Here is a 24,396-nt window from a genome sequence, read left to right as displayed (position 1 = left end):
CGCACGGTGCTCCGGCGATCATCCCTTCTGTGGACTGCGAATCTTTTTTCCTTTACGTCGAGTCTAAAGGGAAATTCCTTTGCACGGCCATGCCGGGGTTGGGCTTTTCCGGGTAGGCATTAAACGGAGATGGCATGGAGCGTCTTGCAGGCAGGGTAATGCTGGCCGGCGGCAAAAGCCGCGCAGTGATGGCGATTGCCGCAGGCGCGGTTGGAGCGCTGGCCTTGCCTCCGGTTGGCTTTTTCGCGGCGCTTTTTTTGTCTTTCACCCTGCTTGTCTGGTTGGTCGATGGCTGCACCGGCAAGCCGGGCGGCGGCATCTTCAGCCGTATCATGCCCGCTTTCGGCATCGGTTGGTGTTTCGGCCTTGGTTATTTCGTGGCGGGCCTGTGGTGGCTGGGCAATGCGCTCCTGCTGGAAGCTGACGAGTTCGCCTGGGCGCTACCGCTCGCCATCCTCGGCCTTCCGGCTGTTCTCGCCGTGTTTTACGGTTTTGCGGTCGCAGCCGCCAATATCGTCTGGTCGGACGGTCTCGGCCGTATCGCCGCACTTGCGGCCGCATTCGGCCTTTTGGAATGGCTCCGCAGCTTCATAGCAACTGGCTTTCCCTGGAACGCCATCGGTTATGGCATCATGCCTGTGCCGATCATGATGCAGTCGGCGCATCTGCTTGGTCTTTTTGGTGTCACCACGCTTGCCGTTTTCATCTTCGCCTCGCCTGCCTTGATCGGCACGAAAAAAGGCATGTGGCCGGGTCTCATTGTGGCGGGCCTGCTGCTGGCTGGCCATTTTGGTTATGGCTTTTACCGCCTTCAGACACCGTTGGAGACACCTGCGGACGCGCTGACCGTGAGGATCGTGCAGCCGTCGATCGACCAGTCCCGCAAGATGCTGAATGCAGACAGGGCCGAGATTTTCAGCGAGCATCTACGCTTGACGGGCCTGCCGCCCGGCGAAGGAAAAAAACGCCCAGATATCATTGTTTGGCCGGAGACCTCCGTGCCTTTCATCCTGACGCAAAATCCGGACGCTCTGGCGGAAATCGCCAAGACGCTTGAGGACGGGCAGGTCCTGTTTACCGGTGCGGTCAGAATGGAAGATGCCGGTGCCGGCCGGCCTCCGCGTTATTACAATTCGGTCTATGCGATTGACAGTCAGGGCGAGATCATCGGCGCGACCGACAAGGTCCATCTGACACCCTTTGGAGAATATGTCCCTTTCGAAGATATTCTACGGGGATTCGGCATCAATAATGTCATCAGCCTGCCGGGCGGCTTTTCAGCCGCGTCTTCGCGCACGCCTTTGACGCTTCCTTCCGGTAAAACCCTCTATCCCCTGATCTGCTACGAGATCATTTTTCCCGAAGAGATGACCCCTGGTCTGGCGGGCGCCGCAGCGATCCTGAACGTCACGAATGATGGCTGGTTCGGCGATACACCCGGCCCTTATCAGCATTTTCTGCAGGCAAGAGTACGGGCCGTTGAAACGGGAGTGCCGGTGATTCGCGGCGCTAATACCGGAATTTCAGCCGTTATAGATCCCTATGGTCGTATTATTGCCGGGTTGGATTACGGCCGGGTCGGAATTGTTGACGCCACCTTGAGTGGTGGGTCAAATGACGCTGTTACTTACGACATACATCGGACGTATTTCTGGTTGATTTTTTCTATCATGCTGACCGTTTCGGTATTTTCTGCCTGGCGTTTTGCCCGGCGCCAGAATTGACCGGGAACCCCTACAATTGCATAGTGAATACGTCAGTCGTAAAACAAGTTTAGACGCTGTCGAAATACCAGCTCATTTCTTCGAATAAGCAATGAAACGAGATATCAACCCTTTCCGAGTGTCAGGACCGCATGATGACCGAAAATAAGAAAAAGCCTAACCCCATCGACATTCATGTCGGAAGCCGAATTCGTCTTCGCAGAACCATGCTGGGCATGAGCCAGGAAAAGCTGGGTGAAAGCCTCGGAATTACTTTTCAGCAAATTCAGAAGTATGAAAAGGGCACGAACCGCGTGGGCGCCAGCCGCCTGCAGAATATTTCCGCGATTCTGAATGTGCCGGTTTCCTTCTTCTTCGAGGACGCGCCGGGAGATCAGGCCGTCGGCACGACGGGCATGGCAGAAGCATCGAGTTCCAATTACGTGGTGGATTTCCTGTCGTCTGCCGAAGGCTTGCAACTGAACCGCGCTTTCGTGAAGATCGCCGACCCGAAGGTTCGCCGCCGCCTCGTTGATCTCGTGAAGTCGCTCGCCGCCGAAGGGGATGCTGAGTAGCACTCGCAGGCGACTGCTTTATTTTCCAGCGTACGGCGCTGGACACTCAACGGTCCGCAAGGGCCGTTTTTTTGTGCCCAATTAGAAAGGAATTCTCACATAAAGATATATTTATGTGGTTGTGTCCTTGTCTTTCATGGCCGAAATGACTAACAAACTCGAAGACCGTTCTTTGAGGGGAATCCCGCATGCGTGCCAATTACCTGTTCACCAGCGAGTCCGTGGCCGAAGGTCATCCGGACAAGGTTTGTGATCGTATTTCCGATGAAATCGTGGATCTCATCTATCGTGAGGCATCCAAGACGGGTGTCGACCCCTGGACCGTGCGCATCGCATGCGAAACGCTTGCGACGACGAACCGCGTCATTATCGCCGGTGAGGTTCGGGTTCCCGATACCCTGCTGAAAAAGGACAAGGACGGCAAGGTTCTCAAGGATGCTGCCGGCCACCCGGTCATCAATCCCTCGAAGTTCAAGTCGGCTGCCCGCAAGGCGATCCGCGACATCGGCTACGAGCAGGATGGTTTCCACTGGAAGACGGCGAAGATCGACGTTCTCCTGCATCCGCAGTCGGCGGATATCGCGCAGGGCGTGGACAACGCCTCCGACAAGCAGGGCGACGAGGGTGCTGGCGACCAGGGCATCATGTTCGGTTACGCCTGCAAGGAAACGCCGGACCTGATGCCGGCTCCGATCTATTATTCCCACCGTATTCTGCAGCTGCTCGCGACCGCCCGTAAAAGCGGCGAAGGCGAAGCTGCGAAACTCGGTCCCGACGCCAAGAGCCAGGTGACGGTTCGTTACGTCGACGGCAAGGCTTCGGAAGCCGTGTCCATCGTTTTGTCCACGCAGCATCTCGATGCCAGCTGGGATTCGAAGAAGGTTCGCGAAGTTGTCGAACCCTATATCCGCGAAGCTCTGGGTGACCTGAAGATCGCCGATGATTGCCAGTGGTATATCAACCCGACGGGCAAATTCGTCATCGGTGGTCCCGATGGCGATGCGGGTCTGACCGGCCGCAAAATCATCGTGGACACCTATGGCGGTGCTGCCCCCCATGGCGGCGGTGCATTCTCCGGCAAGGACACGACCAAGGTCGACCGTTCCGCGGCCTATGCTGCCCGCTATCTGGCCAAGAACGTGGTGGCTGCCGGTCTGGCCGAGCGCTGCACCATTCAGATTTCCTACGCGATCGGCATCGCCCAGCCTCTGTCGATTTATGTCGATCTGCACGGTACCGGCAAGGTCAGCGAAGATCAGGTCGAAGGCGCCATCCGCAAGGTCATGGATCTCTCGCCGTCGGGCATTCGCCGTCATCTCGATCTCAACAAGCCGATCTATGCCAAAACGTCTTCCTACGGCCATTTCGGTCGCAAGGCGGGCCGTGACGGTTCCTTCTCCTGGGAGAAGCTCGATCTGGTGAAGCCGCTCAAGGAAGCTTTGAGCGCTTGAAGCATTTCCAGTAAAATTGCGTAGCGATTTTACGTTCGGAAAATGCGGGGACTTGCTCTAAGCCTTGTCATTAGGCGGGGATTGAGAGATACCGGTTGCACCATTTGTAACCCGCATAGTGCCATTCAAGTGGCCCTGTGCGGGTTTAGTCTATTTGTTCTTGAGAGTATGACATGACGGAAGAGCGGCGTTCGCGCGCAACGGAAGCGTTTTTTGGCAGACGCAAGGGCAAGCCCCTGCGCAATCAGCAGATCGATACGATCGAAAACCTGCTGCCTTTGCTGAAAATCGATCTGGAAAGCGCGCCTCCGAAAAATCTCGTCGCTCTCTTTCCGGCGGATGTGAAATCGGTCCGTCTGGAAATCGGTTTCGGCGGCGGCGAGCACCTTGCCCACCGCGCGGTTGAAAATCCTGAGACCGGCTTTATCGGCGTCGAGCCCTTCGTCAATTCCATGGCCAAGCTGCTGGCAAGCGTGCGTGAAGGCGAGTTGATGAATATCCGCCTTTACGATGATGACGCGACGCAATTGCTGGATTGGCTGCCGGATGGGTCGATCGATCACATCGATCTTCTCTATCCCGATCCCTGGCCGAAGAAGAAGCACTGGAAGCGCCGTTTCGTTTCCGACGTCAATCTTGCCCGTTTCCATCGCGTCCTGAAACCCGGTGGCAAGTTCTGCTTTGCTTCCGATATCGATACCTACGTCAACTGGACGCTACAGCATTGCGCTCGCCACGGCGGTTTCGAGTGGACGGCGGCAAGTGCCGAGGACTGGCACACCCCCTATGCCAACTGGCCGGGCACGCGTTATGAGAACAAGGCGAAAAGAGAAGGCCGCAGCTCGGCCTATCTCACTTTCATTCGCATTTAACAGCTCGAACCGTCAGATATTCGCGTCCACTTCGGCTGCGACCGGAATGGAAGGCTGGGCGCCGGCGCGGGTGCAGGCGAGCGAGCCTGCGACGGCGGCGCGCTTCAGCGCCTTTTCGAAATCCATACCCTGATCGAGGCTGGCGGCGAGATAACCGCAGAATGTATCGCCAGCGCCAACAGTATCGACCGGCTCGATCTTGAGACCGGACGCCTTGAAGACCTTGCCGTTGCGAATGGCGATCACGCCATCAGCACCAAGCGTCACGATCAATGTCTGGCCGGTCTGCTCATGCAGGGATTTGAGTTCATTTTCCCGTTCGGAGGCTGAAAGTCCGTTTTTGCCGATCAGCAGTTCGAACTCGGTTTCATTGGCGATGACGATATCGGCAAGGCTGGCAAGGCGCGGCCCGTCCGCGGTCAGCGGCGCGGTATTGATGATAGTGGTGATGCGTTTAGCCTTCGCGGCCGTCAGTGCTGCTTCGATTGAGGGTGCGGGCACCTCGAACTGAAGCATCAGAATATCGCCCGCTGCCATCTCCGCCACGGCTCTTGCGGCGTCGGATGCGGAAACTTCGCCATTGGCGGCGGGAATGACCGAGATCATGTTCTCCCCGCCTTCACCGATCAGGATTACGGCGGTTCCCGTGGGGCCGGGCGCGGTCTTGACGAGCGACAGATCGGTGCCGGCATCGCGCAGCAATGTCAGCGCTGGCGCGGCAAAGGTGTCATCACCCGTAGCGCCCGCCATTTTGACCGTTGCACCTGCGCGCCGTGCGGCAAGCGCCTGATTGGCTCCCTTTCCGCCGGCCGCCGTGGAAAAGGTCTCTCCCGTCACGGTTTCACCGGGTTTGGGCAGGCGTTTGGCGGTGGCGACGAGATCCATGTTGATGGAGCCGAAAACAGTAATCATCAGGGCATGTCCGTATGAAATTCAAAGCAAGGCGGCGACTTTGCCCGAGGGGATCACTCGTCGTCAACCACCCGCAACTTGGCCGTTCCTGCCCTGTTCTCTGCAAAGCGTCGCGCCTGCTCGATTTCGCTATGGGAGGTCTCCTTTTCCGTCGGCGAAAAATCGAGGCCCTCGATCTTCTGGCCGCGCGCCAGCACCTTGTCGGAGGAAATCAGCATCATGTCGACATCTTTCTGCGCCAGCCCGAAATGGGCTTGCAGCTTGCGCGTCCGGTCGTCCAGCCGCCGCACGTCATCCATGAGAAGCGCGACTTCACCCTGAATGAGGTGCGCCTGCTCGCGCATGCGCTGGTCCTTCAGCACCGACTGGATAACCTGCACCGACAGCATCAAAAGCGATGGCGAGACAATGACGACACGGGCGCGATGGGCACGCTGTACCAGATATTCGAAATGCTGGTGAATATCGGCGAAGATCGATTCCGACGGCACGAAGATGAAGGCCGTATCCTGCGTTTCGCCGCGTATCAGATATTTCTCCGCCACGTCGCGAATATGCACCTCCATATCGCGGCGGAACTGCTGGGTCGCAGCCCGTTTGCCCTCGGGCGTTTCATCCGCCTTAAGCGCATTCCACGCCTCCAGCGGAAACTTGGCGTCGATGACGAGGGACGGGGCGTTATTCGGCATCCTGATGATGCAGTCCGGTCGGTAGCCATTCGAAAGCGTGGGCTGAAGCTGAAAGGCCGCGGCGGGAAGCGCATCGGCGATCAGCGCTTCCATGCGTGCCTGCCCGAAAGCGCCGCGCGTCTGCTTGTTGGAGAGGATCGCCTGAAGCCCGACCACGTCCTTTGCCAGATCCTGAATATTACCCTGCGCGGCATCGATAACCGCAAGCCGCTCCTGCAGGCGGCTTAGATTCTCGTGCGTCGACCGCGTCTGCTCGGTCAGCGTCTCGCCCAGCCGCTGCGACATGCCGTCGAGGCGCTGGTTGATGGTCTGGCCCATCTCGCTCTGGCGTGTGCCGAGCGTCTCGGCCATCGCCGCGATCCGGCCGTGCAGTTCCGACTGGGTTTTCAACAGATCGGAAATTTCACCATCGGCTTCCGCTTTTTTCCCACGACTTTTCGTGACCATCCAGAAAGCGGAAAGGCCGAAAACGAGAGCCGCAAGAAGCCCGCCGAAGCTGATGTCGACGGAGCCGGCCCGCAAGGCGGGATCGAGGAGAAAAGAGAAATCGATGCTCATGGCTAAATCTACCAGATTTCCAGTGATTCGTAAGATCAAAACAAGAACATTCATGCGGCGGAATTGAGTCGGCCAAAACCGGACGAAGGTCTCATTTCGACCGCGTATTTTTTATTTCCTCCGCGCAAGAGATACGTTATGGGAAGCCATGACTATCAAACCGCTTATCATTTTGCCCGATCCCGTGCTGCGCCAGCAATCAAGGCCCATCGAACAGGTGGATGCCGAAGTGTTGCGCCTTGCCGACGATATGCTTGAAACCATGTATGATGCGCCGGGTATCGGCCTTGCCGCCATTCAGGTGGGCGTGCCGCGCCGCATGCTGGTGATCGACGTTTCGCGCGAGGACGAGGAGAGAAAGCCGGTCGTCTTCATCAATCCGGAAATCCTCAGAGTGTCGGACGACGTCTCGGCCTATGAGGAAGGGTGTCTCTCCATTCCCGATTATTATGCCGAGGTGGAGCGTCCCGCATCCCTGACAGTGCGATATGTCGATCGTGACGGAAAGCAGCAGACGGTCGATGCGGACGGACTTCTGGCGACGTGTCTGCAGCATGAGATCGACCACCTGAACGGCATTCTGTTCATCGACCATATTTCGCGCCTGAAGCGAGAAATGGTCATCAAGAAATTCACCAAAGCAGCCCGCGCTAAGGTCTGATTCGTCTTAAATATGTAGACGGACCGGCATAGAGGGCAGGGGGCGATATGGCTCTTCGCATCATTTTCATGGGCACGCCGGATTTTTCCGTTCCCACGCTGCGTGCATTGGTGGACGCTGGTCACGAAGTCGTTGCCGTTTATACGCAGCCGCCGCGTCCAGGCGGTCGCCGTGGCCTCGATCTGCAGAAATCGCCGGTGCATCGGGCGGCCGAACTGCTGGGTCTGCCCGTGCTGACGCCGGTGAATTTCAAGGCCGAGGAAGACCGGCAGCAATTCAGGGAATTCAACGCCGATGTCGCTGTTGTCGTTGCCTATGGGCTGCTATTGCCCGAGGCTATCCTGAGCGGTACGCGTCTTGGCTGCTATAACGGCCACGCCTCGTTGCTGCCGCGCTGGCGCGGCGCTGCTCCCATTCAGCGGGCGATCATGGCTGGCGATGCCGAGACGGGCATGATGGTCATGAAAATGGAAAAGGGGCTCGATACCGGCCCGGTGGCGCTGACCGCCAAGGTCACGATCGGTGAGAATACCACGGCAGGTGAATTGCACGACAGCCTGATGCTGACAGGCGCGCGGCTGATGCGGCAGGCGATGGACAAGCTGGAAGCAGACGATCTTCCTCTCGTTGCGCAGCCGGAAGAAGGCGTCGTTTATGCCTCGAAAATCGACAAGGGCGAGACTCGGATTAATTTTTCCCGGCCGGCACAGGATGTCCATAACCATATCCGCGGCCTTTCGCCTTTCCCCGGCGCCTGGCTGGAAATGGAAATCGGCGGTAAGGCCGAGCGCGTGAAGGTTCTGGCGTCAGAACTGGCGAGCGGTATGGGCGAAGCGGGCGCTGTGCTCGATGACGCCCTGACCATCGCCTGCGGCAGTGGCGCGGTGCGGCTTACCCGTTTGCAGAAGGCGGGTGGCAAGCCGCTGTCGGCTGCCGATTTCGTTCGTGGCACACCCGTTCCCGCCAGAACGAGGCTCGGCTGATGCCGCGTTTCCGCATGACCGTCGAATATGACGGTACGCCTTACTTCGGCTGGCAGAGACAGGATAACGGCCCTTCAGTTCAGGGCGCGCTTGAAGCTGCCGTCCGGTCGCTGACCGGCGAAACCGTTTCTATTCGCGGCGCTGGCCGCACCGATTCCGGCGTGCATGCCGTGGGACAGGTAGCCCATGTCGATCTTTCCCGCGATTGGGCTCCGTATAAGCTTCGCAATGCTCTCAACGCCCATCTGGCGATGGCGAAAGAGGCCGTCTCGGTTGTCGACGTAACGGCGGTGACCGAGGATTTCGACGCGCGCTTCTCCGCGCTTCGCCGCCATTATCTGTACCGCATCATTTGCCGGAAAGCGCGGCTGGCACTCGAGCACAAGCGCGCATGGTGGGTATCGAAAGATCTGGACCACGAACGCATGCATGAAGCTGCACAGATGCTCGTCGGCCGGCACGATTTTACCACTTTCCGCTCGGTTCATTGTCAGGCGAGCAGCCCGGTCAGAACGCTCGACCGGCTGGATGTGACGCGCAATGGCGATCTTATCGAGATACGCGCCACCGCGCAGAGCTTTCTCCACAACCAGATACGCTCTTTTGCCGGAACGCTGAAAATGGCCGGTGAAGGCAGCATGACACCGGAAGACGTGCGCGCGGCACTGGAAGCACGGGATCGCAAAGCCTGCGGCCCCGTCGCGCCACCGGATGGTCTCTATTTCATGCAGGTCGATTATCCCGATGTCATTCCGCCGCGGGTCTATTCAAAGGTCGAGACGGTAGAAGACACGGACTGAAGTCCGTCTCGTTTCTCAGGCCGGATAAACGCCGAGAAAACGCTGCAGCGCCTCGGACAGAAGCATGCCGGGCACCAGCAGGGTCATAACGATCGCCGAGACAAGCAACGACTGGTCGCGGATGAAGAAGCGCACGATCCGCGAAAAGGCGAAGACCAGCGACAGCAGCAGTGCCAGCCAGAGGATGGCGATCAGCCCCTGCAAGGGCGGCAGAAAAAACGCGATCAGGATCAGAACCGCATAGGCATAGGAAAACGGCAGCGACAGCCAGTTCATGGTGGTGACCAGTGCGGTGAATTTTTCCCGTGCGCCAAAGGCGAACAGCAGCATGCCGATCAACAACAGCGGCACGATCCAGCAGATAGCCTCGACCATCGCAAGGCGGAAAAAGAAGATGAAACCCGTTCCTGTTCCGGGCGGATAGCTTGCCAGGAACGCAGCGCGCAGCCACAGCCAGGACACCAGCATGGCCGGCAGGCACCAGAGAGCGGAATAGAAGGATCGCCACATGCCGCGCTCGGAAAGGTCCAGATAACGCGCGCCGGTATGGTCGCCGAGCAGCAGCAGCCAGAGGCCTTTCAGATAGAGCCTTACTTCACTTGCCGTCGGCATGGGAGAACCAGCGTTCGATGAAGGTCTCGTAGATGTTTGTGAGAGTCTCCAGATCGGCGATTTCCACGCGCTCATCGACCATATGCATGGTCTGCCCGACGAGGCCGAATTCCACGACGGGGCAATAGTCCTTGATGAAACGCGCATCCGACGTGCCGCCGGTGGTCGAAAGCTTGGGCTCCTTGCCTGTCACGGCTTCCACGGCGCCGGAAAGCGATGAGATGAGCGCATTGTTCCGGGTCAGGAAAACATGGGCCGGACGGTCGGCCCAGACGATCTCATATTTGACCGGGCTGCGGTCGGGACGAAGTTCTCCCTCGGCAGCGGCGGCATCGAGGCGGCGGATGATTTCCGCCCGCAGGCTCTCCACCGTCCAGCTGTCATTGAAACGGATGTTGAACGACGCCGTCGCCCGCGCCGGAATGACATTTGTGGCGGCATTGCCGGTGTCGATGGTCGTCACTTCCAGATTGGACGGCTGGAAGTCGTCCGTGCCGTGATCGAAGGGCGGATGCATCAGCGCGTGGGTCAGTTGCAGCAGCCCGCGAATGGGGTTGTCGGCCAGATGCGGATATGCGGCATGACCCTGCACGCCATGCACGGTGATGCGGCCCGAAATCGACCCCCGGCGGCCGATCTTGATCATGTCGCCCAGCTGGTCGGGGTTGGTCGGTTCACCCACCACGCAGGCATCCCATGCCTCGCCTTTGGCGGCGGCCCATTCCAGCAGCTTGGAGGTGCCGTTGATCGAGGGGCCTTCCTCGTCACCGGTGATCAGGAAAGAAACGGAACCTTTCGGTTTTCCGTGTTTCTCGATGTAGCGGGCAATGGCAGCGACGAAACAGGCAATGCCGCCCTTCATGTCCACCGCACCACGGCCGAACATTTCGCCGCCGGCAATTTCAGCGGCAAAGGGCGGATGGCTCCATGCCGCCTCGTCGCCCACCGGAACGACATCGGTATGGCCCGCAAACATCAGGTGCGGGCCTTCCGTGCCAAGCCGGGCGTAGAGGTTTTCAACGTCAGGCGTTCCCGCTTCCCTCGCCACCATCTTTTCCACCGCAAAGCCAAGCGGTGAAAGCAGGGTGTCTAGCAGCGATAGCGCGCCACCTTCGGCGGGCGTCACCGAAGGGCAACGGATGAGGGCGGCGAGATTTGCAACGGGATCGGTCGTGGTCATGGTATCAGCTTTTATCAGTCGCGCAGAAGCTCGTTGATGCCGGTCTTGGAGCGGGTCTTTTCATCGACGCGCTTGACGATGACGGCGCAATAAAGGCTTGGGCCCGGCTCGCCGTTCGGGAACGGCTTGCCCGGCATGGTGCCGGCAACGACGACGGAATAGGGTGGCACTTCGCCATAGGTGATCTCGCCGGTGGCGCGATCGACGATCTTGGTCGACTTGCCGATGAAGACGCCCATGCCGAGAACGGCGCCCTCGCGCACGATGCAGCCTTCTACGACTTCCGAACGGGCACCGATGAAGCAATTGTCCTCGATGATGGTCGGGCCGGCCTGAAGCGGCTCCAGAACGCCGCCGATGCCAACGCCGCCGGACAGATGCACGTTCTTGCCGATCTGCGCGCAGGAGCCGACCGTCGCCCAGGTGTCGACCATCGTGCCTTCATCGACATAGGCGCCGAGATTGACGAAGGAAGGCATCAGCACCACGTTCTTGGCCACATAGGCCGAGCGGCGCACGACGGCGTTAGGCACTGCGCGGAAGCCCGCAGCGCGGAACTGGTTTTCACCCCAGTTCTCGAACTTCGACGGCACCTTGTCCCACCAGGTGGATTCACCGGGGCCGCCGGTGACGATCTCCATGTCGTTCAGACGGAAGGAGAGGAGCACGGCCTTTTTCAGCCATTGGTTCACTTTCCAGTTCCCGTCCGCCTGCTTTTCGGCGACGCGTACCTTGCCGCTGTCGAGAAGTTGAAGAGATGTGTTCACCGCGTCGCGAACCTCGCCCTTTGTCGATACGTTCACACCGTCACGGTTGTCGAAGGCTGTTTCGATGGTGGTTTCGAGAGAGGTGAGGTCCGGAAGGCTCATGGAAAATTCCTTGAATGTCGCGTGTGTTCGTGGCCACGGATGGTCCCGCGCCGCTGGAAGGCTCTGGTCATTTGATCTAAGGGAGTGTTGGAAAGGCGTCAATGTGATTTGGGTGATTTGGCGCACCAGACGAAAGGCTTGGAAATGACACGACTGAAAAACGGCAAATTGCGGCGCAAGGATGGGGTGTGGGACCCGTTGAAGCGTAGCTCTGCGGACAAGCAGCAGGCCGATGTCATTCCCAAAACACCGCAGTCGGATTCCCCATCCTACCGGCTTGCCTACGCGGATATGGATTTTCTTTGCCGCGAGGAGTTGCGCCCCGTCAGGCTTCAACTCGAACTTCTGAAGACGGAAATGGCGCTGACCGAGCGGGGCATCAAGTCCACCGTCGTCATGTTCGGCGGCGCGCGCATTCCCGAGCCCGGCGGCGAGGCTTGGGCGGCCCGCAACGAGACGCAGAAACGCAATCTGGAGCAATCCTCGGTTTATTACGAGGAGGCGCGCAAGTTCGCCCGGCTCTGCACCGACTACGGCGCGAAATCGGACCATCTGGAATATGTCGTGGTCACCGGCGGTGGTCCCGGCGTCATGGAAGCGGGCAATCGCGGCGCAGCCGATGTCGGAGGCCCGTCCATCGGCCTCAACATCGTTCTGCCGCATGAGCAGGCGCCCAACCCCTATGTCACGCCGGAGCTGAGCTTCAACTTCCACTATTTCGCCATCCGCAAGATGCATTTCCTGATGCGGGCCAAGGCCGTGGTGATCTTCCCCGGCGGTTTCGGCACGCTGGATGAACTCTTCGAGACGCTGACGCTGATCCAGACGAAGCGCATGGCGCCCATCCCGCTCATTCTCTTCGGAGAGAAATTCTGGCGCTCCGTCGTCAATTTCGAATTCCTCGCGGATTTCGGAACCATTGCGCCCGAAGATATGGAGCTGCTACATTTCGCCGAAACGGCCGACGATGCATGGAACATCGTATCCGCCTATTACGAGCACTGATTTCGGCTTGATGCGACGGGGGAATTTTAGGGGTTAATTAGCAAAGATATTCTAATTTCCCCTCGTCGCGTTGCAGCGCACTGCCCCTAGCGGGCGGGCCTCCATGACGGAGATTTCTCATCCGTTGACGCCAGCCTTTTCGGCCGGCGATTTGATCGAGGCCAAAATGTTCAATTTCAAAGTGAAGTCGCTTGCGACCAAGCTGATCCTTGTAACCGGCTGTGCAATCACCACGGTCCTTGTCGCATCGAATTCCTTCCTCATTTCCCAGACCAGCGACCGTGTCCATTCGCTGACCATGGATCAGGCGAACACCGAGGCACGCGCCATCGCCAACGTCATCGCCGCAGATGTCGGTGAACTCGGCAGTGCTGCCCGCTCCATGGCCGGTATCATCGGCCGTGCGCACCAGGCGAAATCGATGGACCGCCCCGGCATCGTCAACATCCTCAAGGCCAATGTCGAGCAGAATGCTTTCGCTTTCGGAAGCTGGTTCTGTGAGCAGCTGGGCCTTTTCGACGGACAGACCACCGAGATCGCCAACAGGCTCGATCTCGGCACCAATGCAACGGGTGCATTTGCCCCCTACTGGTCGAAGACCCAGAAAGGCGACATCCAGTTTTCGACCTTCAAGAACGACTATGCGGCGGAGTGGTATTCGCTCGCTGCCAAATCCGGCAAGGGCGCCATTACCCAGCCCTATCTGGCCGAAGGCACGGAAGTGCCCACCACAATGACCTCGCTTGCCTATCCCGTCATGTCTGATGGTAAGATGATTGGTGTGGCGGGGGTCGATATCTCGCTGGCAGCTCTGTCGCAGAAGCTGCAGGCGCTGCATCCTTTCGAAACCGGCCGTGTGACACTCATTTCGCAGGGCGGCCAATGGCTGGTACCGCCGACGCCCGAGCAGAACATGAAGGCCTATGACGGAGAGGGTGCAAGCACCGTTCAGGCGGCGATCACATCCGGCAAGCAGGGTCTGATCGAAAATCTCGGTCTTGATACCGACGCGCCCTATAACCGCCTTGTCTATCCGTTTGCGGTGCCGGGCCTCAATGCCACCTGGGTGGTTCTGGTGGATATCCCGCATCAGGCGTTGAACGCGCCGGTGCAGGAGCAGACTTATCTGATGATCCTTGGGGCGATCGTCATTCTTGCGGCGGTTATTGCCGCGCTCTATTTCTCCGTCCGCTATTTCGTCCGCAATCCGCTCGCCTCGCTGGTCTCCGATGTGAAAACACTGAGCGACGGTCGTTACGATGTGCCGGTTTCCGGACAGGACCGCAGGGATGAGACGGGCGCGGTGGCAACGGCTCTGGAAGGCTTCCGTGCGAAGCTTGCCGGTATCCGCGAAATGGAAGCGGATGCCGCCGTGCAGCGTGGCAATGCGGAAACGGAGCGCCAAAGGTCCGAATCCGAGCGCAATGAGAACAGCCGGATGCAGCAACATATCGTGAGCGTACTCGGCGCGGGTCTCAATGCGCTCTCGCAGGGCAATCTGACCTATCGCATCGAGGACCAGTTCCCCGGTGAATATGCAAAGCTGCGCAACGACTTCAACTCGGCGCTCGCCAGCCTCGAGGAAACCGTTTCCACCGTCAACGGAACCGTTGCCAGCATCGGCAACGGCACCGGCGAGATCACCCGCGCTGCGAGCGATCTCTCCCACCGCACGGAACAGCAGGCTGCAAGCCTGGAAGAAACCGCTGCTGCCCTCAACCAGCTGACGGCGCAGGTCAATTCCAGTGCGGAAAACGCAGCGCAGGCGGCGACAGCTGTCAGCAACGCCTGCGACGACGCCGGCAAGTCGGGCGAGGTCGTGCAGCAGGCCGTCAGTTCCATGGAAGGCATCGCTCAATCCTCGGCGGAAATCTCCCGCATCATCGGGGTAATCGACGAAATCGCTTTCCAGACCAACCTTCTGGCGCTGAATGCCGGTGTGGAAGCTGCCCGTGCGGGCGAGGCTGGCAAGGGTTTTGCCGTTGTCGCGCAGGAAGTACGTGAACTGGCGCAACGTTCCGCGACAGCCGCGAAGGAGATCAAAGGTCTGATCAACACCTCCGCAAGGCAGGTGGGCGAGGGCGTCCAGCTGGTCGGCAAGGCCGGCGAGACGATGAGAAAGATTGCCGATCAGGTTCTGCAGATCAACCAGCTGATAAGGCAGATTTCGGCCTCCGCCAGCGAGCAGGCGGTAGGTCTCAAGGAGATCAACTCCGCCGTCACTCAGATGGACCAGGTCACCCAGCAGAATGCTGCCATGGTGGAAGAAACAACGGCGGCAAGCGTGACGCTGAACAGCGAGGCGGAAACGCTGAAATCGCTCGTTGCCGGCTTCTCCGTATCCGGCGGTCATTCCAGCCAGTCGAGCCAGCAATTGCGCGCCACCGCGGCGGCAATGCGTGCGCCTGTCGCCCCGTCACAGGCATCGGGCCGCTCGGCTGCGACCCAACGTTCCCGCCCAAGAACCAGCGGCGCAAACGCGCTGGCACAGGACGACTGGACGGAGTTCTGAGAATATCCCGTGGTTCCAAATGAAAGGGCCGCTGGTCATGCCAGCGGCCCTTTTCATGTCTGCGTTTCCATCAGAGGCGGGCGAAACGTTCCGTCAGCAACTCGAAGAAGCCGTCCGCATCCACATTTCGCATCACGCGGGCGTTGACCGGGCGCTCGGTCACCCGCCACCAGTCCACCACCGTCATGCCCATGGTCAGTTCGGAATTGACCTCGATTTCGACATTGCAATCGCGGCCCTGAAACAGCTCGGGCTTGAGGAGATAGGCGATAACGCTTGGATCGTGCAGGGGGCCGCCGTCCGAACCGTATTTCTCGATGTCGAAACGCTCGAAGAATTCCAGCATTTCCGCCATGGCGATTGCCGGGCGTGTGCCTATATCGCGAATGCGGCTGACACGCGCCTTGGTGGTCAGCAACTGGTGGGTTACGTCAAGCGGCATTACGACGATGGGCACGCCGGAACGGAAGACGATATCGGCAGCCTGCGGATCGACATAGATGTTGAATTCCGCAGCCGGTGTGATGTTGCCGCCTTCAAAGAAGCCGCCACCCATCATCACCAGTTCCTTGACGCGGCCTGCAATCTCGGGGGCCTTCTGCAAAGCCAGCGCCACATTGGTCAGCGCGCCGAGCGTGCAGAGCGTCACGGTGCCCGCAGGCTCCCGCAGCAGCGTTTCGATGATGAAATCGACGGCGTGCTGCTTTTGTGCCTCCATCGTCGGCTCGTCGAGAACCGGGCCATCAAGGCCGGTGCTGCCGTGAACATGCTCGGCAGTGATGGGCTTTCGCACCAGTGGCCGCTCGGCACCCTCATAGACGGAAATATCGGTGCGGTCGCACAATTCGCAGATGATGCGGATGTTGCGGCTGGTCAGTTTCAGCGGAACATTGCCGGCGACGGCGCACAGACCGAGAATTTCAATTTCTTCCGGGCTTGCGAAAGCCAGCATGATCGCTGCCGCGTCGTCCTGACCTGGATCCGTGTCTATGATGATTTTTCTGCGTTCTGCCATGTCTTGCCCGCCGTTGAGATAAGGCGCTTTTTTCGAGCGGCGGACGCTCACTTGTCAAGCCTCATTCCTCGGAGTGCCTGCCTTTGCCTTGTGGCCCCGCCTTGCGCATCGTGGTTTTGCTTCCCATATTGCGTACAGCCGGTAAGATTGACCGGCAGGGTTGCCGGAAGCGGGACCGCGAAACGTCGCTTGGTTGCAAGGACAGAGACGATATGAGCCGCATGACGCCATTCACCCACCCGCTTTTGCTGGGTTTTGATGCCATGGAAAAAACGCTGGAGCGTATGGCGAAGGCCAATGATGGCTATCCTCCATACAACATCGAGCGCCTGCCCGGCGCTGAAGACGTACCGGAACGCCTGCGTATCACGATTGCAGTCGCCGGTTTTTCGCAGGACGATCTGGATGTGACGACGGCCGACAACCAGCTCGTCATTCGCGGTCGCCAGCAGGAGCAGGAAAAGCGGGATTTTCTCTACCGGGGTATCGCTGCCCGGCAATTCCAGCGGGTCTTCGTGCTTGCAGACGGCATGCAGGTGAGGGACGCGCGCCTGCGCAACGGCCTTCTTGCCATCGATCTGGTGAAGCCCGAAATTTCAAACGTGGTAAAGAAAATTAATATTTCCGTCTCAGAGTAGAACGTGAACGCCGGAATCCGACACGAATCGCTCGGCGTGAAGAAGGAGGCTGAAATATGCTTTTAAAAGAAGCGCATGCGCGTCTCACCCGGTCCCAGCTCGCTCATATCGGCGAGGGAGAAGTGGGCTATATCCGTAAAATCCGTGCGGAAGACGTAAGCCGCTGTTTCCCGGAAGCGCCTGATCTCGATCCGCAACTCGATCTCTGGGCCCTGTTTGGCGCGGATGGCACGCCGATCCTCCTGACAGACAATCGTTCCAGCACGTTTTTCAAGGCTGCCGAAGACGATTTGAAAACCGTCAGCCTGCATTGAAAGGAAAAAAGCCCGCCGATTGAGCGGGCTTTTTCTTATGTGATTAAAGGAACGGGCGGTCTGGCATATCATCGATGGAGATGACGCCGTCCTTGTTCCTGTCCAACCGTTCGAACATTTTTTCGCCGGCTGCGGTAAATTCGGCCTTGCTGACCTGGCCGTTTTCATCGGTGTCGGCCACGCGCATCATCGCGAACGCCCCACCCTTGCCGCCATGCTTGCCCCAGCCCTGACGACCGCCATGTTCGCGTTCGGCGCGCTTGCCTTCAGGTCCCTTTCCTTCGCCCGCTTTGGCGTCAGCAGCCTCTGGGCGCGGATGAGCCGCACGGAACGCCTCCATTTTGGCCTGGCGGTATTCACGCATTTCCTTTGGCGTGATCGAACCGTCCTTGTCCTTGTCGATCTCGGCAAAAAGTGCGTCCTGACGTGCGGCGAACTCTTCCTTGGTAATCTTGCCGTCCTTGTTGGTGTCGGCCACCTTCAGCAGCTGAACGAACGCCAGTTCCGGGCGGAACGGCATGCGTTCGCCGTGGCCTTTGCCGTGCGCTGGCGGGGCCGCAAAGCTGGCTGTAGCGGCCGAGCCGAGCAAGAGGGCTGCGCCAAGAGCAGAGAGTGCGATCTTTCGTGTAGACATCGTCATTACCTTCCGTTGGTGTCCCTGAGGAGGAAGATAGTGGCGCAGGTGGCAGTTCACTACTTAAACATCCGTAAGGTGCATGAAGCTTCGGTAATGTCGTCTGCGCTCGATTTCGATGTTACCTGTCAGCGGGCGATCGTTTTGATCAGGAAACCGGTCAGATCGTCAGTGATGTAGTCGATATGCTCATCCGTCGCGGCGGGGATCTCCCAGCGCTCCATGATCACGCCTTCGAGGTTCGAAGGAACGAGCAGCACGGTCTTCATGCCGAGTGCCTTGGGTGCCGCGAGATTGCGTGGCAGGTCCTCGAACATGGCGGCTTTTCTGGTGTCGAGCTTCGCAAGTGCGGCAAACTTCTCATAGGTCGCACTGGCCGGCTTTGGCAGATAGTCCGCGGCGACGATATCGAAAATATCCTCGAAATGGTCGAGAATGCCGAGCGCGCCAGCCGCTGCCTGTGCATGCTTGACGCTGCCATTGGTGAGGATGAACTTGCGGCCCGGCAACGCCTTGATTGCCTCGCCGAGCTCCGGATGCGGGCTCAGCGCGGAATAGTCGATGGCATGCGCGCGCTCCAGAAACTCGTCCGGGCTGATGCCGCAGTGGATCATCAGGCCCTGAAGCGTGGTGCCATGTTCGTGGTAATAGCGCTTCTGAAGTGCGCGAGCCTCGTCGGGCTCGAGCTTTAAAAGCTCCGCAACATAGGCCGTCATGTTACGATCGATCTGCGAAAACAGATTGACGTGATGCGGATAGAGCGTGTTGTCGAGGTCGAAGACCCATTCGCTGACGTGGGCGAAATCGGCGGCATCGGGCAGGTTTTTCGGCTTTGTGTCCATGGGCAGCTTTATGCCCGTTTCGAATGCCGAAGAAAATCGAAAAGACGACGACAGACGGGAAAATCGGGCTTGGCTGCGGCCTCCAGCGCATGATACCGCCAAGATCATGGAACTCTGGATAGGCATAACCTTCGCAAGCGCGTTCTTGCAGAACCTGCGCTCGACCCTGCAAAAGCACCTGAAGGGCATGATGGGCACCACGGGCGCCACTTTCGTGCGCTTCGTTTTTGGAATGCCCTTCGCTCTTGCCTATCTCGGTTTTCTGCATGGTGTACTTGGCCGGCCGCTGCCGGTGCCGAACATGTCATTCGCCGTCTGGGCGATGGTCGGGGCCATGGCGCAGATCGCCGCCACTTTCCTGTTGGTGCACCTGTTTTCCTTCCGCAACTTCGCGGTTGGCACGGCCTATTCCCGAACTGAGCCGGCGCAGGCGGCATTGTTTGCACTGATTTTCGTTGGCGAAAGCGTCAATGGCGGCACTCTTGCGGCCATCGCTATTTCGGTGGCCGGCGTCATGCTGATTTCGGTTGCACGCACGGAAGTGACCCCTGCCTCCATTCTCACCTCCATCTTCAGCCGGACGGCGGGCATCGGCCTCGCCTCGGGTGCGTTGTTCGGCCTCTCATCGGTTGCATATCGCTCTGCCTCGCTGGCTTTGGCACCCAGCCTGCCGGCACCGGATGCGGTGATGCAGGCCGGCTTTACCCTCGTCGTTGTCATCGTGACGCAGACCTTGGCGATGTTCTTGTGGATCATATGGCGGGAGAGGGACGAATTGCGGCGGATCGCGAAGGCATGGAAACCGTCGCTTGCGGTCGGTTTCGTGGGGGCCACGGCGTCATTCGGCTGGTTCACGGCGATGACGTTGCAGCAGGCGGCTGTGGTCAAGGCGCTGGCGCAGGTGGAGATGCTCTTCGCCTTCGCCTCGACCGTGCTCTTCTTCAAGGAAAAGATCAACCGGCTGGAACTCTCGGGCTGCCTGCTGATCGTGCTGGGCGTGCTGTCGCTTCTGATATTCGGCTGAAAGTGTTGTCGTGGCGGACAGGCATTCCCGTCCGCCACATGAACCGTATCAGGGCACGATGAGCGTGCCCGCGCCTTCCGTGAAGATTTCCAGAAGAACGGAATGGGCGGTCTTGCCGTTGAGGATCACCACGCCCTGAACACCGGCCTTGATGGCCTCGATGCAGGTCTCGACCTTCGGGATCATGCCGCCGGAAATCGTGCCGTCCTTGATCAGCGCACGCGCCTGGGAGACCGTCAGTTCCTTGATGAGTTCCTTGTTCTTGTCGAGCACGCCGGGCACATCGGTGAGGAACAGCAGGCGGGTGGCGTTGAGCGCACCGGCAATTGCGCCGGCAAAGGTGTCGGCATTGATGTTGTAGGTGGCGCCATCGCGACCGGGAGCGACGGGAGCGATGACAGGGATCATCTCCGACTTGGCAAGCAGGTCGAGCAGGGTGCGGTCGACCTCGACGACTTCACCGACAAAACCAAGATCGAGAACGCGCTCGATATTGCTGTCGGGATCGACGACGGTCTTTTTCGCCTTTTCGGCGAAGACCATGTTGCCGTCCTTGCCGCACAGGCCAATGGCCCATTCGCCCGTCTGGTTGATGAGCGCGACGATCTCCTTGTTGATCGAGCCGGCCAGAACCATTTCGACGATCTCGACTGTCTTGGCATCGGTGACGCGCAGGCCGCTTTCGAACTTCGATTCAATGCCCATCTTCGTCAGCATTGCACCGATCTGCGGGCCGCCGCCGTGCACGACGATGGGGTTGATACCGGACTGCTTCAACAGGGCGATATCTTCCGCAAAAGCCTTTCCAAGTGTGGAGTCGCCCATGGCATGACCGCCATATTTCACCACGATGGTCTTGTTCTCATATTTCTGCATAAAGGGCAGAGCCTGTGCGAGCAGCCGCGCCTGAGTCTCGCTTTCGGAAGCAGTCATGGAAAAACCTCGGTCTGTGGTTGCGGCCCTTGAGAGCCTTTCATCGCTCTACAGCATCGGCGCAAAAATCGGAATCGATTTTTGCGGTGCAGGATGCGCAGATTCGACATGTCGATGCGTTTGCAAAGACAGGTGAATGCGCGGGGTGAATGAATGAAGTAACCTCCGGGCCATATTGTGTCGGCGCATAGTAAAATTCCGCTTTTGGGCGGCCTGCGGCGCGTAATAAGATTGACATAAAGCACCAATCGGACCAGCCTTGTGGCGAGCAGGGGAGGGGTTATTCAGCAGGGCGACGGAGGATCGTTGCGCATCGCAAAAAACGATGCTGGCCTGAACGACCGAGGAGTTTGAAAACATATGACCGTACCGGATCGAGACAAGCAAAGCGGTTTGCGGGACGAAGTACTCGCTGGCGAATATGTGCTGGGTGCCTTGCCACCGGAAAGCATGGCGGAGCTTGCAAAACGCGTCAAACGCGACCGCCAGTTTGCGGCCATGGTCAGGCGCTGGCGGGACAATCTGGCGGAAACCGAATATCGCGAAAGAGCGGGCGTTGCAGCCCTGCTTGACAGGGATCCGCTTCGCTCCGGTCTGCCATTCAAGGGCCAGCCGCTTCGCAATGGCAGCATATTCGCGGCGATGCTTCTGGAGGTGTGGAATTCCGTGCGTTTCTGGCGGCTTCTGGCATTGACGGCGATGCTGTGGACCGCCGTCCTGCTTTTCACCATCGCCTGAAGGCGATGGTCTTTTAGAGCGAGACCGTTCGTACGATCTCGGCGCGTAGGCTATCCAGCCCGAAGGATTTTTCCGAAGAGGTAGCGAGAACTTCCGGATAGGCGGCGGGACGCTTGCGGATTTTCTCCAGCGTTTCACTGATCAGCCGGGGAACGCCAACGTCCTTGATCTTGTCCGTCTTCGTCAGCACGACCTGATAGGACACGGCCGCCTTGTCGAGCAGGCCAAGAACCTCCTCGTCGTTCTTTTTTATTCCGTGGCGGGAATCGATCAGCACGTAGACGCGCTTCAGCGTCGCACGTCCACGCAGGTAATCGAAGACGAGCTTCGTCCAGGCATCGACATGGTCCTTCGGCGCCTGCGCATAGCCGTAACCCGGCATATCGACCAGCGCCATCGGCGGCAGGTCGCCCGGCTCACCGGAATAACCCTCAGGAACGAAGTAGTTCAGTTCCTGCGTGCGTCCGGGTGTGTTGGAGGTGCGGGCAAGGCCTTTGTGGCCCACCAGCGCATTGATGAGCGAAGACTTGCCGACATTCGAACGTCCGGCGAAGGCAATCTCCGGCGGGCCTTCGGGCGGCAGGAATTTCATCGCGGGAACGCCGCGAATGAATATCCAGGGTCGCCCAAAGAGGGGCTTTTCGGTTGCCGGGCCGGTTTCACTCATTTCGATTGCACCGGCTTTCGCTTGAATAGCCCTTTGAGATTATCGAACAGTTCGATCTTGGCACCGTGACGCTTCATGATGAGGGCCTGCTGCGAGATCGACAGCGTGTTGTTCCATGCCCAGTAGATAACCAGACCGGCGGGGAACGAAGCCAGCATGAAGGTGAAGATCAGCGGCATCCAGGTGAAGATCATCGCCTGTGTCGGATCGGGTGGGGTCGGGTTCATGCGCATCTGCAGGAACATCGTGATGCCCATGACGAGCGGCCAGACGCCGATCATCAGGAAGTGCGGCACGTCGTAGGGCAGAAGGCCGAACAGATTGAACAGCGAGGTCGGATCTGGCGCGGAAAGGTCGTGAATCCAGCCGAAGAACGGTGCATGCCGCATTTCGATGGTGACGTAGATGACCTTGTAGAGCGCGAAGAAGACCGGAATCTGCAGCAGCATCGGCCAGCAGCCGGCAACCGGATTGATCTTCTCTTCCTTGTAGAGCTGCATCATCGCCTGCTGCATGGCCATGCGGTCATCGCCATGCTTGGCCTTCAGCTCTTCCATCTTCGGCTGCATGCGCTTCATGTTCGCCATGGATGCATATTGCTTGCTGGCGAGCGGGAAGAAGAGAGCCTTGACGACGATGGTGGTCAGCAGGATGGCCACACCGAAGTTGCCAAAATAACGGAAGAAGAAATCCATCATTTTGAACATCGGCTTGGTGATGAAGTAGAACCAGCCCCAGTCGATCAACAGGTCGAACTTCGGAATGGAATATTCGGTTTCATAGCGGTCAACCAGCGGCACTTCCTTGGCACCGGCGAAGACAAGGCTCTTCAGTTCGATGGACTGGCCGGGTTCGACCGTCATCGTGTCGCTCTTGAAATCGGCCTGGTAGCTCGGCTGATTGCCCTTGATGTGCGAGTAACGCGTTTCGAACGGCGTCATCTGCGGCGGCACAATGGCAGCGGCCCAATATTTGTCGGTGATGCCGAGCCAGCCGCCGGTCGCCTTGGCAATCGTTACCGGGGTTTCTTCGACATCCTTGTATTTTTCTTCCGTCAGGCTGCCGTCTTTGCCCGAGACGCCGAGGAAGCCTTCATGGATAACGAAAACGGGCGGTATTGCCGGCTTGTTGTTGCGCGTCACGCGGCCGTAGGTGGCAAAGGAGACGGGCGCCTGCCCGGGGTTCTCGACCTTGTCGTTGACCGTGATCATGTAATGCTGGTCGATCGAAACGGTACGGGAGAAAACGACGCCATTCTGGTTGGTATACTTCAGGGTAACCGGTGTGGTCTCCGTCAGCTTGTCGCCGCTTGCGAGTGTCCACACGGTCGCAGGACCGGGAACGCTGCCGGCATCGGCGCCGCCAACGTAACCGAGTTCGGTGAAATAGCCGTCCTTGGTGTCGGAAGGCGAAAACAGCGTGATGATCGGGCTCGAGTCATCGACGGTCTCATGGTAGCCCTTGAGCCGGATGTCATCGAAGCGGGCGCCGGTCAGATTGATCGAGCCGGCGATGGCGTTGGTGTCGATGGCCACACGCTGGCTTTTTGCAATCGCTTCTTCACGCGTCGCCGTGGCGGCGGCCTGCGTGGAGGAGGCAGGCGGTGCGCCGTCGACGGTCACGCCGGGTGCGGCACCCGGTGCCGGCTGTTGCTGCGTTGTCTGCTGCTGCGCCTGGCGGGCCTCTTCGGCGCGGCGCTGCTGCTCGATGCGCGGATTCATGTAAAGGAATTGCCAGGCGAGGACGATGACAACCGAAAGGGCTATCGCGATGAAGTAATTGCGGTTCTTTTCCATCATTCTTTCCTGGAGCGGGTGTCCTGGGACCGTTTCGGTTTCGCCGTTCCTTCAATTCGCTCGGTAAGGAGAGACTGAAGTTTCGGGAAGGCCGTCTCGAGCACGTCCCTGCGGGCGACAATCACATAGTCATGGCCGGGCTTCATTGCGAATCCGGCAGAAAGCCTGACGGCTTCCTTGAGACGGCGGCGCATGCGATTTCGCTCGACCGCGTTGCCTTGTCTTTTCGTTACGGTGAAACCGACCCGAGGTTCGGTTTCCGGGGTTTTCCTGTCGAGGACCTCCAGAAGAAAGGTGCCTCCCCGACGCTTTTCCCCCGTCTGCACGGCAAGAAAATCCGACCGGTTTTTAAGCCGGCCGGGCAGTTTTTTTGTCTTGCTCATGTGCCCGCGACTTTCATCGGGCCACAGAGA

General features: G+C 59.0%; 25 protein-coding genes. 13 read left to right on the top strand and 12 right to left on the bottom strand.

Annotation, left to right across the window (positions count from 1 at the left end):
- Positions 1 to 134: 134 nt before the first annotated feature.
- The 4 genes from lnt to trmB all read left to right on the top strand — a co-directional run bounded on the left by lnt (position 135) and on the right by trmB (position 4,601).
- The gene (gene lnt, locus F617_RS0103300) at positions 135 to 1,724 is read left to right on the top strand and encodes an apolipoprotein N-acyltransferase (RefSeq protein WP_003514805.1); all 1,590 of its coding nucleotides are present in this window, start codon (positions 135 to 137) and stop codon (positions 1,722 to 1,724) included.
- A 134-nt stretch (positions 1,725 to 1,858) separates the two neighbouring features.
- Entirely contained in the window at positions 1,859 to 2,278 is a 420-nt protein-coding gene (locus F617_RS0103295) for a helix-turn-helix domain-containing protein (protein ID WP_003514807.1), read from the top strand.
- Between the two features lie 188 nt (positions 2,279 to 2,466).
- Positions 2,467 to 3,729: a methionine adenosyltransferase gene (gene metK / locus F617_RS0103290; RefSeq protein WP_003514808.1), complete on the top strand. Its 1,263-nt coding sequence runs from the start codon at positions 2,467 to 2,469 to the stop codon at positions 3,727 to 3,729.
- Positions 3,730 to 3,902: 173 nt separating this feature from the next.
- Positions 3,903 to 4,601 (top strand): tRNA (guanosine(46)-N7)-methyltransferase TrmB, encoded by a 699-nt coding sequence (trmB, locus tag F617_RS0103285; protein WP_003514809.1) that lies wholly within the window; start codon positions 3,903 to 3,905, stop codon positions 4,599 to 4,601.
- 12 nt (positions 4,602 to 4,613) lie between these two features.
- On the opposite strand, the gene F617_RS0103280 is transcribed toward trmB, so the two are convergent.
- Both F617_RS0103280 and F617_RS0103275 read right to left on the bottom strand, forming a co-directional pair.
- Complete coding sequence (locus F617_RS0103280) at positions 4,614 to 5,513, bottom strand: ribokinase (RefSeq protein WP_013635377.1); 900 nt, start codon at positions 5,511 to 5,513, stop codon at positions 4,614 to 4,616.
- Positions 5,514 to 5,566: 53 nt separating this feature from the next.
- Positions 5,567 to 6,760, bottom strand: a complete 1,194-nt coding sequence (locus F617_RS0103275) for a DNA recombination protein RmuC (RefSeq protein WP_019564419.1) — start codon at positions 6,758 to 6,760, stop codon at positions 5,567 to 5,569.
- Positions 6,761 to 6,908: 148 nt separating this feature from the next.
- Here F617_RS0103275 and def point away from each other — a divergent pair, with 148 nt between their 5' ends.
- The 3 genes from def to truA are packed head-to-tail and all read left to right on the top strand — an operon-like array spanning position 6,909 to position 9,204.
- Positions 6,909 to 7,421, top strand: a complete 513-nt coding sequence (gene def, locus F617_RS0103270) for a peptide deformylase (protein ID WP_019564418.1) — start codon at positions 6,909 to 6,911, stop codon at positions 7,419 to 7,421.
- A 47-nt stretch (positions 7,422 to 7,468) separates the two neighbouring features.
- Positions 7,469 to 8,404, top strand: a complete 936-nt coding sequence (gene fmt / locus F617_RS0103265; protein ID WP_019564417.1) for a methionyl-tRNA formyltransferase — start codon at positions 7,469 to 7,471, stop codon at positions 8,402 to 8,404.
- Positions 8,404 to 9,204, top strand: coding sequence for a tRNA pseudouridine(38-40) synthase TruA (truA, locus tag F617_RS0103260; protein ID WP_019564416.1), 801 nt, complete (start codon positions 8,404 to 8,406; stop codon positions 9,202 to 9,204). The genes fmt and truA overlap by 1 nt, the downstream gene beginning before the upstream one ends.
- A 15-nt stretch (positions 9,205 to 9,219) precedes the next feature.
- On the opposite strand, the gene F617_RS0103255 is transcribed toward truA, so the two are convergent.
- From F617_RS0103255 to dapD, 3 genes are read right to left on the bottom strand one after another with little or no spacing between them, the layout of a single operon-like run.
- A complete protein-coding gene (locus tag F617_RS0103255; protein WP_019564415.1) occupies positions 9,220 to 9,816 on the bottom strand; it encodes a hypothetical protein in 597 nt (198 codons plus the stop codon).
- Positions 9,800 to 10,996 (bottom strand): succinyl-diaminopimelate desuccinylase, encoded by a 1,197-nt coding sequence (gene dapE, locus F617_RS0103250; RefSeq protein ID WP_019564414.1) that lies wholly within the window; start codon positions 10,994 to 10,996, stop codon positions 9,800 to 9,802. Before dapE ends, F617_RS0103255 begins: the two co-directional genes overlap by 17 nt.
- Before the next feature lie 14 nt (positions 10,997 to 11,010).
- Positions 11,011 to 11,865: a 2,3,4,5-tetrahydropyridine-2,6-dicarboxylate N-succinyltransferase gene (gene dapD, locus F617_RS0103245; protein WP_003514821.1), complete on the bottom strand. Its 855-nt coding sequence runs from the start codon at positions 11,863 to 11,865 to the stop codon at positions 11,011 to 11,013.
- Positions 11,866 to 12,009: 144 nt separating this feature from the next.
- On the opposite strand from dapD, the gene F617_RS0103240 reads away from it, so the two are divergent.
- Both F617_RS0103240 and F617_RS0103235 read left to right on the top strand, forming a co-directional pair.
- On the top strand, positions 12,010 to 12,870 hold the full coding sequence (locus F617_RS0103240) for an LOG family protein (RefSeq protein ID WP_034501844.1): 861 nt from the start codon (positions 12,010 to 12,012) through the stop codon (positions 12,868 to 12,870).
- A gap of 166 nt (positions 12,871 to 13,036) precedes the next feature.
- On the top strand, positions 13,037 to 15,382 hold the full coding sequence (locus F617_RS0103235; protein WP_026330650.1) for a methyl-accepting chemotaxis protein: 2,346 nt from the start codon (positions 13,037 to 13,039) through the stop codon (positions 15,380 to 15,382).
- Between the two features lie 70 nt (positions 15,383 to 15,452).
- On the opposite strand, the gene F617_RS0103230 is transcribed toward F617_RS0103235, so the two are convergent.
- Entirely contained in the window at positions 15,453 to 16,397 is a 945-nt protein-coding gene (locus F617_RS0103230; RefSeq protein WP_026330649.1) for a nucleoside hydrolase, read from the bottom strand.
- A 212-nt stretch (positions 16,398 to 16,609) separates the two neighbouring features.
- Between F617_RS0103230 and F617_RS0103225 the strand changes: the two genes are divergently transcribed.
- Both F617_RS0103225 and F617_RS0103220 read left to right on the top strand, forming a co-directional pair.
- Positions 16,610 to 17,035, top strand: coding sequence for an Hsp20 family protein (locus tag F617_RS0103225; RefSeq protein WP_019564411.1), 426 nt, complete (start codon positions 16,610 to 16,612; stop codon positions 17,033 to 17,035).
- 56 nt (positions 17,036 to 17,091) lie between these two features.
- Positions 17,092 to 17,349 carry a DUF1150 family protein gene (locus F617_RS0103220; protein WP_003493591.1) on the top strand — a complete coding sequence of 86 codons (258 nt, stop codon included), beginning with the start codon at positions 17,092 to 17,094 and terminating at the stop codon, positions 17,347 to 17,349.
- Positions 17,350 to 17,392: 43 nt separating this feature from the next.
- Here F617_RS0103220 and F617_RS0103215 read toward each other — a convergent pair whose 3' ends face one another.
- Positions 17,393 to 17,989 carry an EF-hand domain-containing protein gene (locus F617_RS0103215; RefSeq protein ID WP_019564410.1) on the bottom strand — a complete coding sequence of 199 codons (597 nt, stop codon included), beginning with the start codon at positions 17,987 to 17,989 and terminating at the stop codon, positions 17,393 to 17,395.
- A 122-nt stretch (positions 17,990 to 18,111) separates the two neighbouring features.
- Positions 18,112 to 18,825, bottom strand: coding sequence for a pyrimidine 5'-nucleotidase (locus F617_RS0103210; protein WP_019564409.1), 714 nt, complete (start codon positions 18,823 to 18,825; stop codon positions 18,112 to 18,114).
- Between the two features lie 106 nt (positions 18,826 to 18,931).
- Between F617_RS0103210 and F617_RS0103205 the strand changes: the two genes are divergently transcribed.
- Positions 18,932 to 19,849 carry a DMT family transporter gene (locus F617_RS0103205; RefSeq protein ID WP_026330648.1) on the top strand — a complete coding sequence of 306 codons (918 nt, stop codon included), beginning with the start codon at positions 18,932 to 18,934 and terminating at the stop codon, positions 19,847 to 19,849.
- A gap of 48 nt (positions 19,850 to 19,897) precedes the next feature.
- On the opposite strand, the gene argB is transcribed toward F617_RS0103205, so the two are convergent.
- A complete protein-coding gene (gene argB, locus F617_RS0103200) occupies positions 19,898 to 20,782 on the bottom strand; it encodes an acetylglutamate kinase (protein WP_003514834.1) in 885 nt (294 codons plus the stop codon).
- 360 nt (positions 20,783 to 21,142) lie between these two features.
- Here argB and F617_RS0103195 point away from each other — a divergent pair, with 360 nt between their 5' ends.
- Positions 21,143 to 21,520 carry a hypothetical protein gene (locus F617_RS0103195; protein WP_003514836.1) on the top strand — a complete coding sequence of 126 codons (378 nt, stop codon included), beginning with the start codon at positions 21,143 to 21,145 and terminating at the stop codon, positions 21,518 to 21,520.
- 13 nt (positions 21,521 to 21,533) lie between these two features.
- Here the strand turns inward: F617_RS0103195 and yihA are convergent, their stop codons facing one another.
- The 3 genes from yihA to rnpA are packed head-to-tail and all read right to left on the bottom strand — an operon-like array spanning position 21,534 to position 24,366.
- A complete protein-coding gene (gene yihA / locus F617_RS0103190; protein ID WP_003514838.1) occupies positions 21,534 to 22,187 on the bottom strand; it encodes a ribosome biogenesis GTP-binding protein YihA/YsxC in 654 nt (217 codons plus the stop codon).
- Positions 22,184 to 23,983: a membrane protein insertase YidC gene (gene yidC / locus F617_RS0103185; RefSeq protein WP_003514840.1), complete on the bottom strand. Its 1,800-nt coding sequence runs from the start codon at positions 23,981 to 23,983 to the stop codon at positions 22,184 to 22,186. The genes yihA and yidC overlap by 4 nt, the downstream gene beginning before the upstream one ends.
- Positions 23,983 to 24,366 carry a ribonuclease P protein component gene (gene rnpA, locus F617_RS0103180; protein WP_003514841.1) on the bottom strand — a complete coding sequence of 128 codons (384 nt, stop codon included), beginning with the start codon at positions 24,364 to 24,366 and terminating at the stop codon, positions 23,983 to 23,985. Before rnpA ends, yidC begins: the two co-directional genes overlap by 1 nt.
- Positions 24,367 to 24,396: the final 30 nt, after the last annotated feature.

The sequence above is a fragment of the Agrobacterium sp. 10MFCol1.1 genome, assembly GCF_000381165.1.
GTDB classification, from domain to species: domain Bacteria; phylum Pseudomonadota; class Alphaproteobacteria; order Rhizobiales; family Rhizobiaceae; genus Agrobacterium; species Agrobacterium tumefaciens.
Note: the sequence above shows the minus strand (reverse complement) of the source record. Positions and strands in the feature narration are given on the sequence as shown.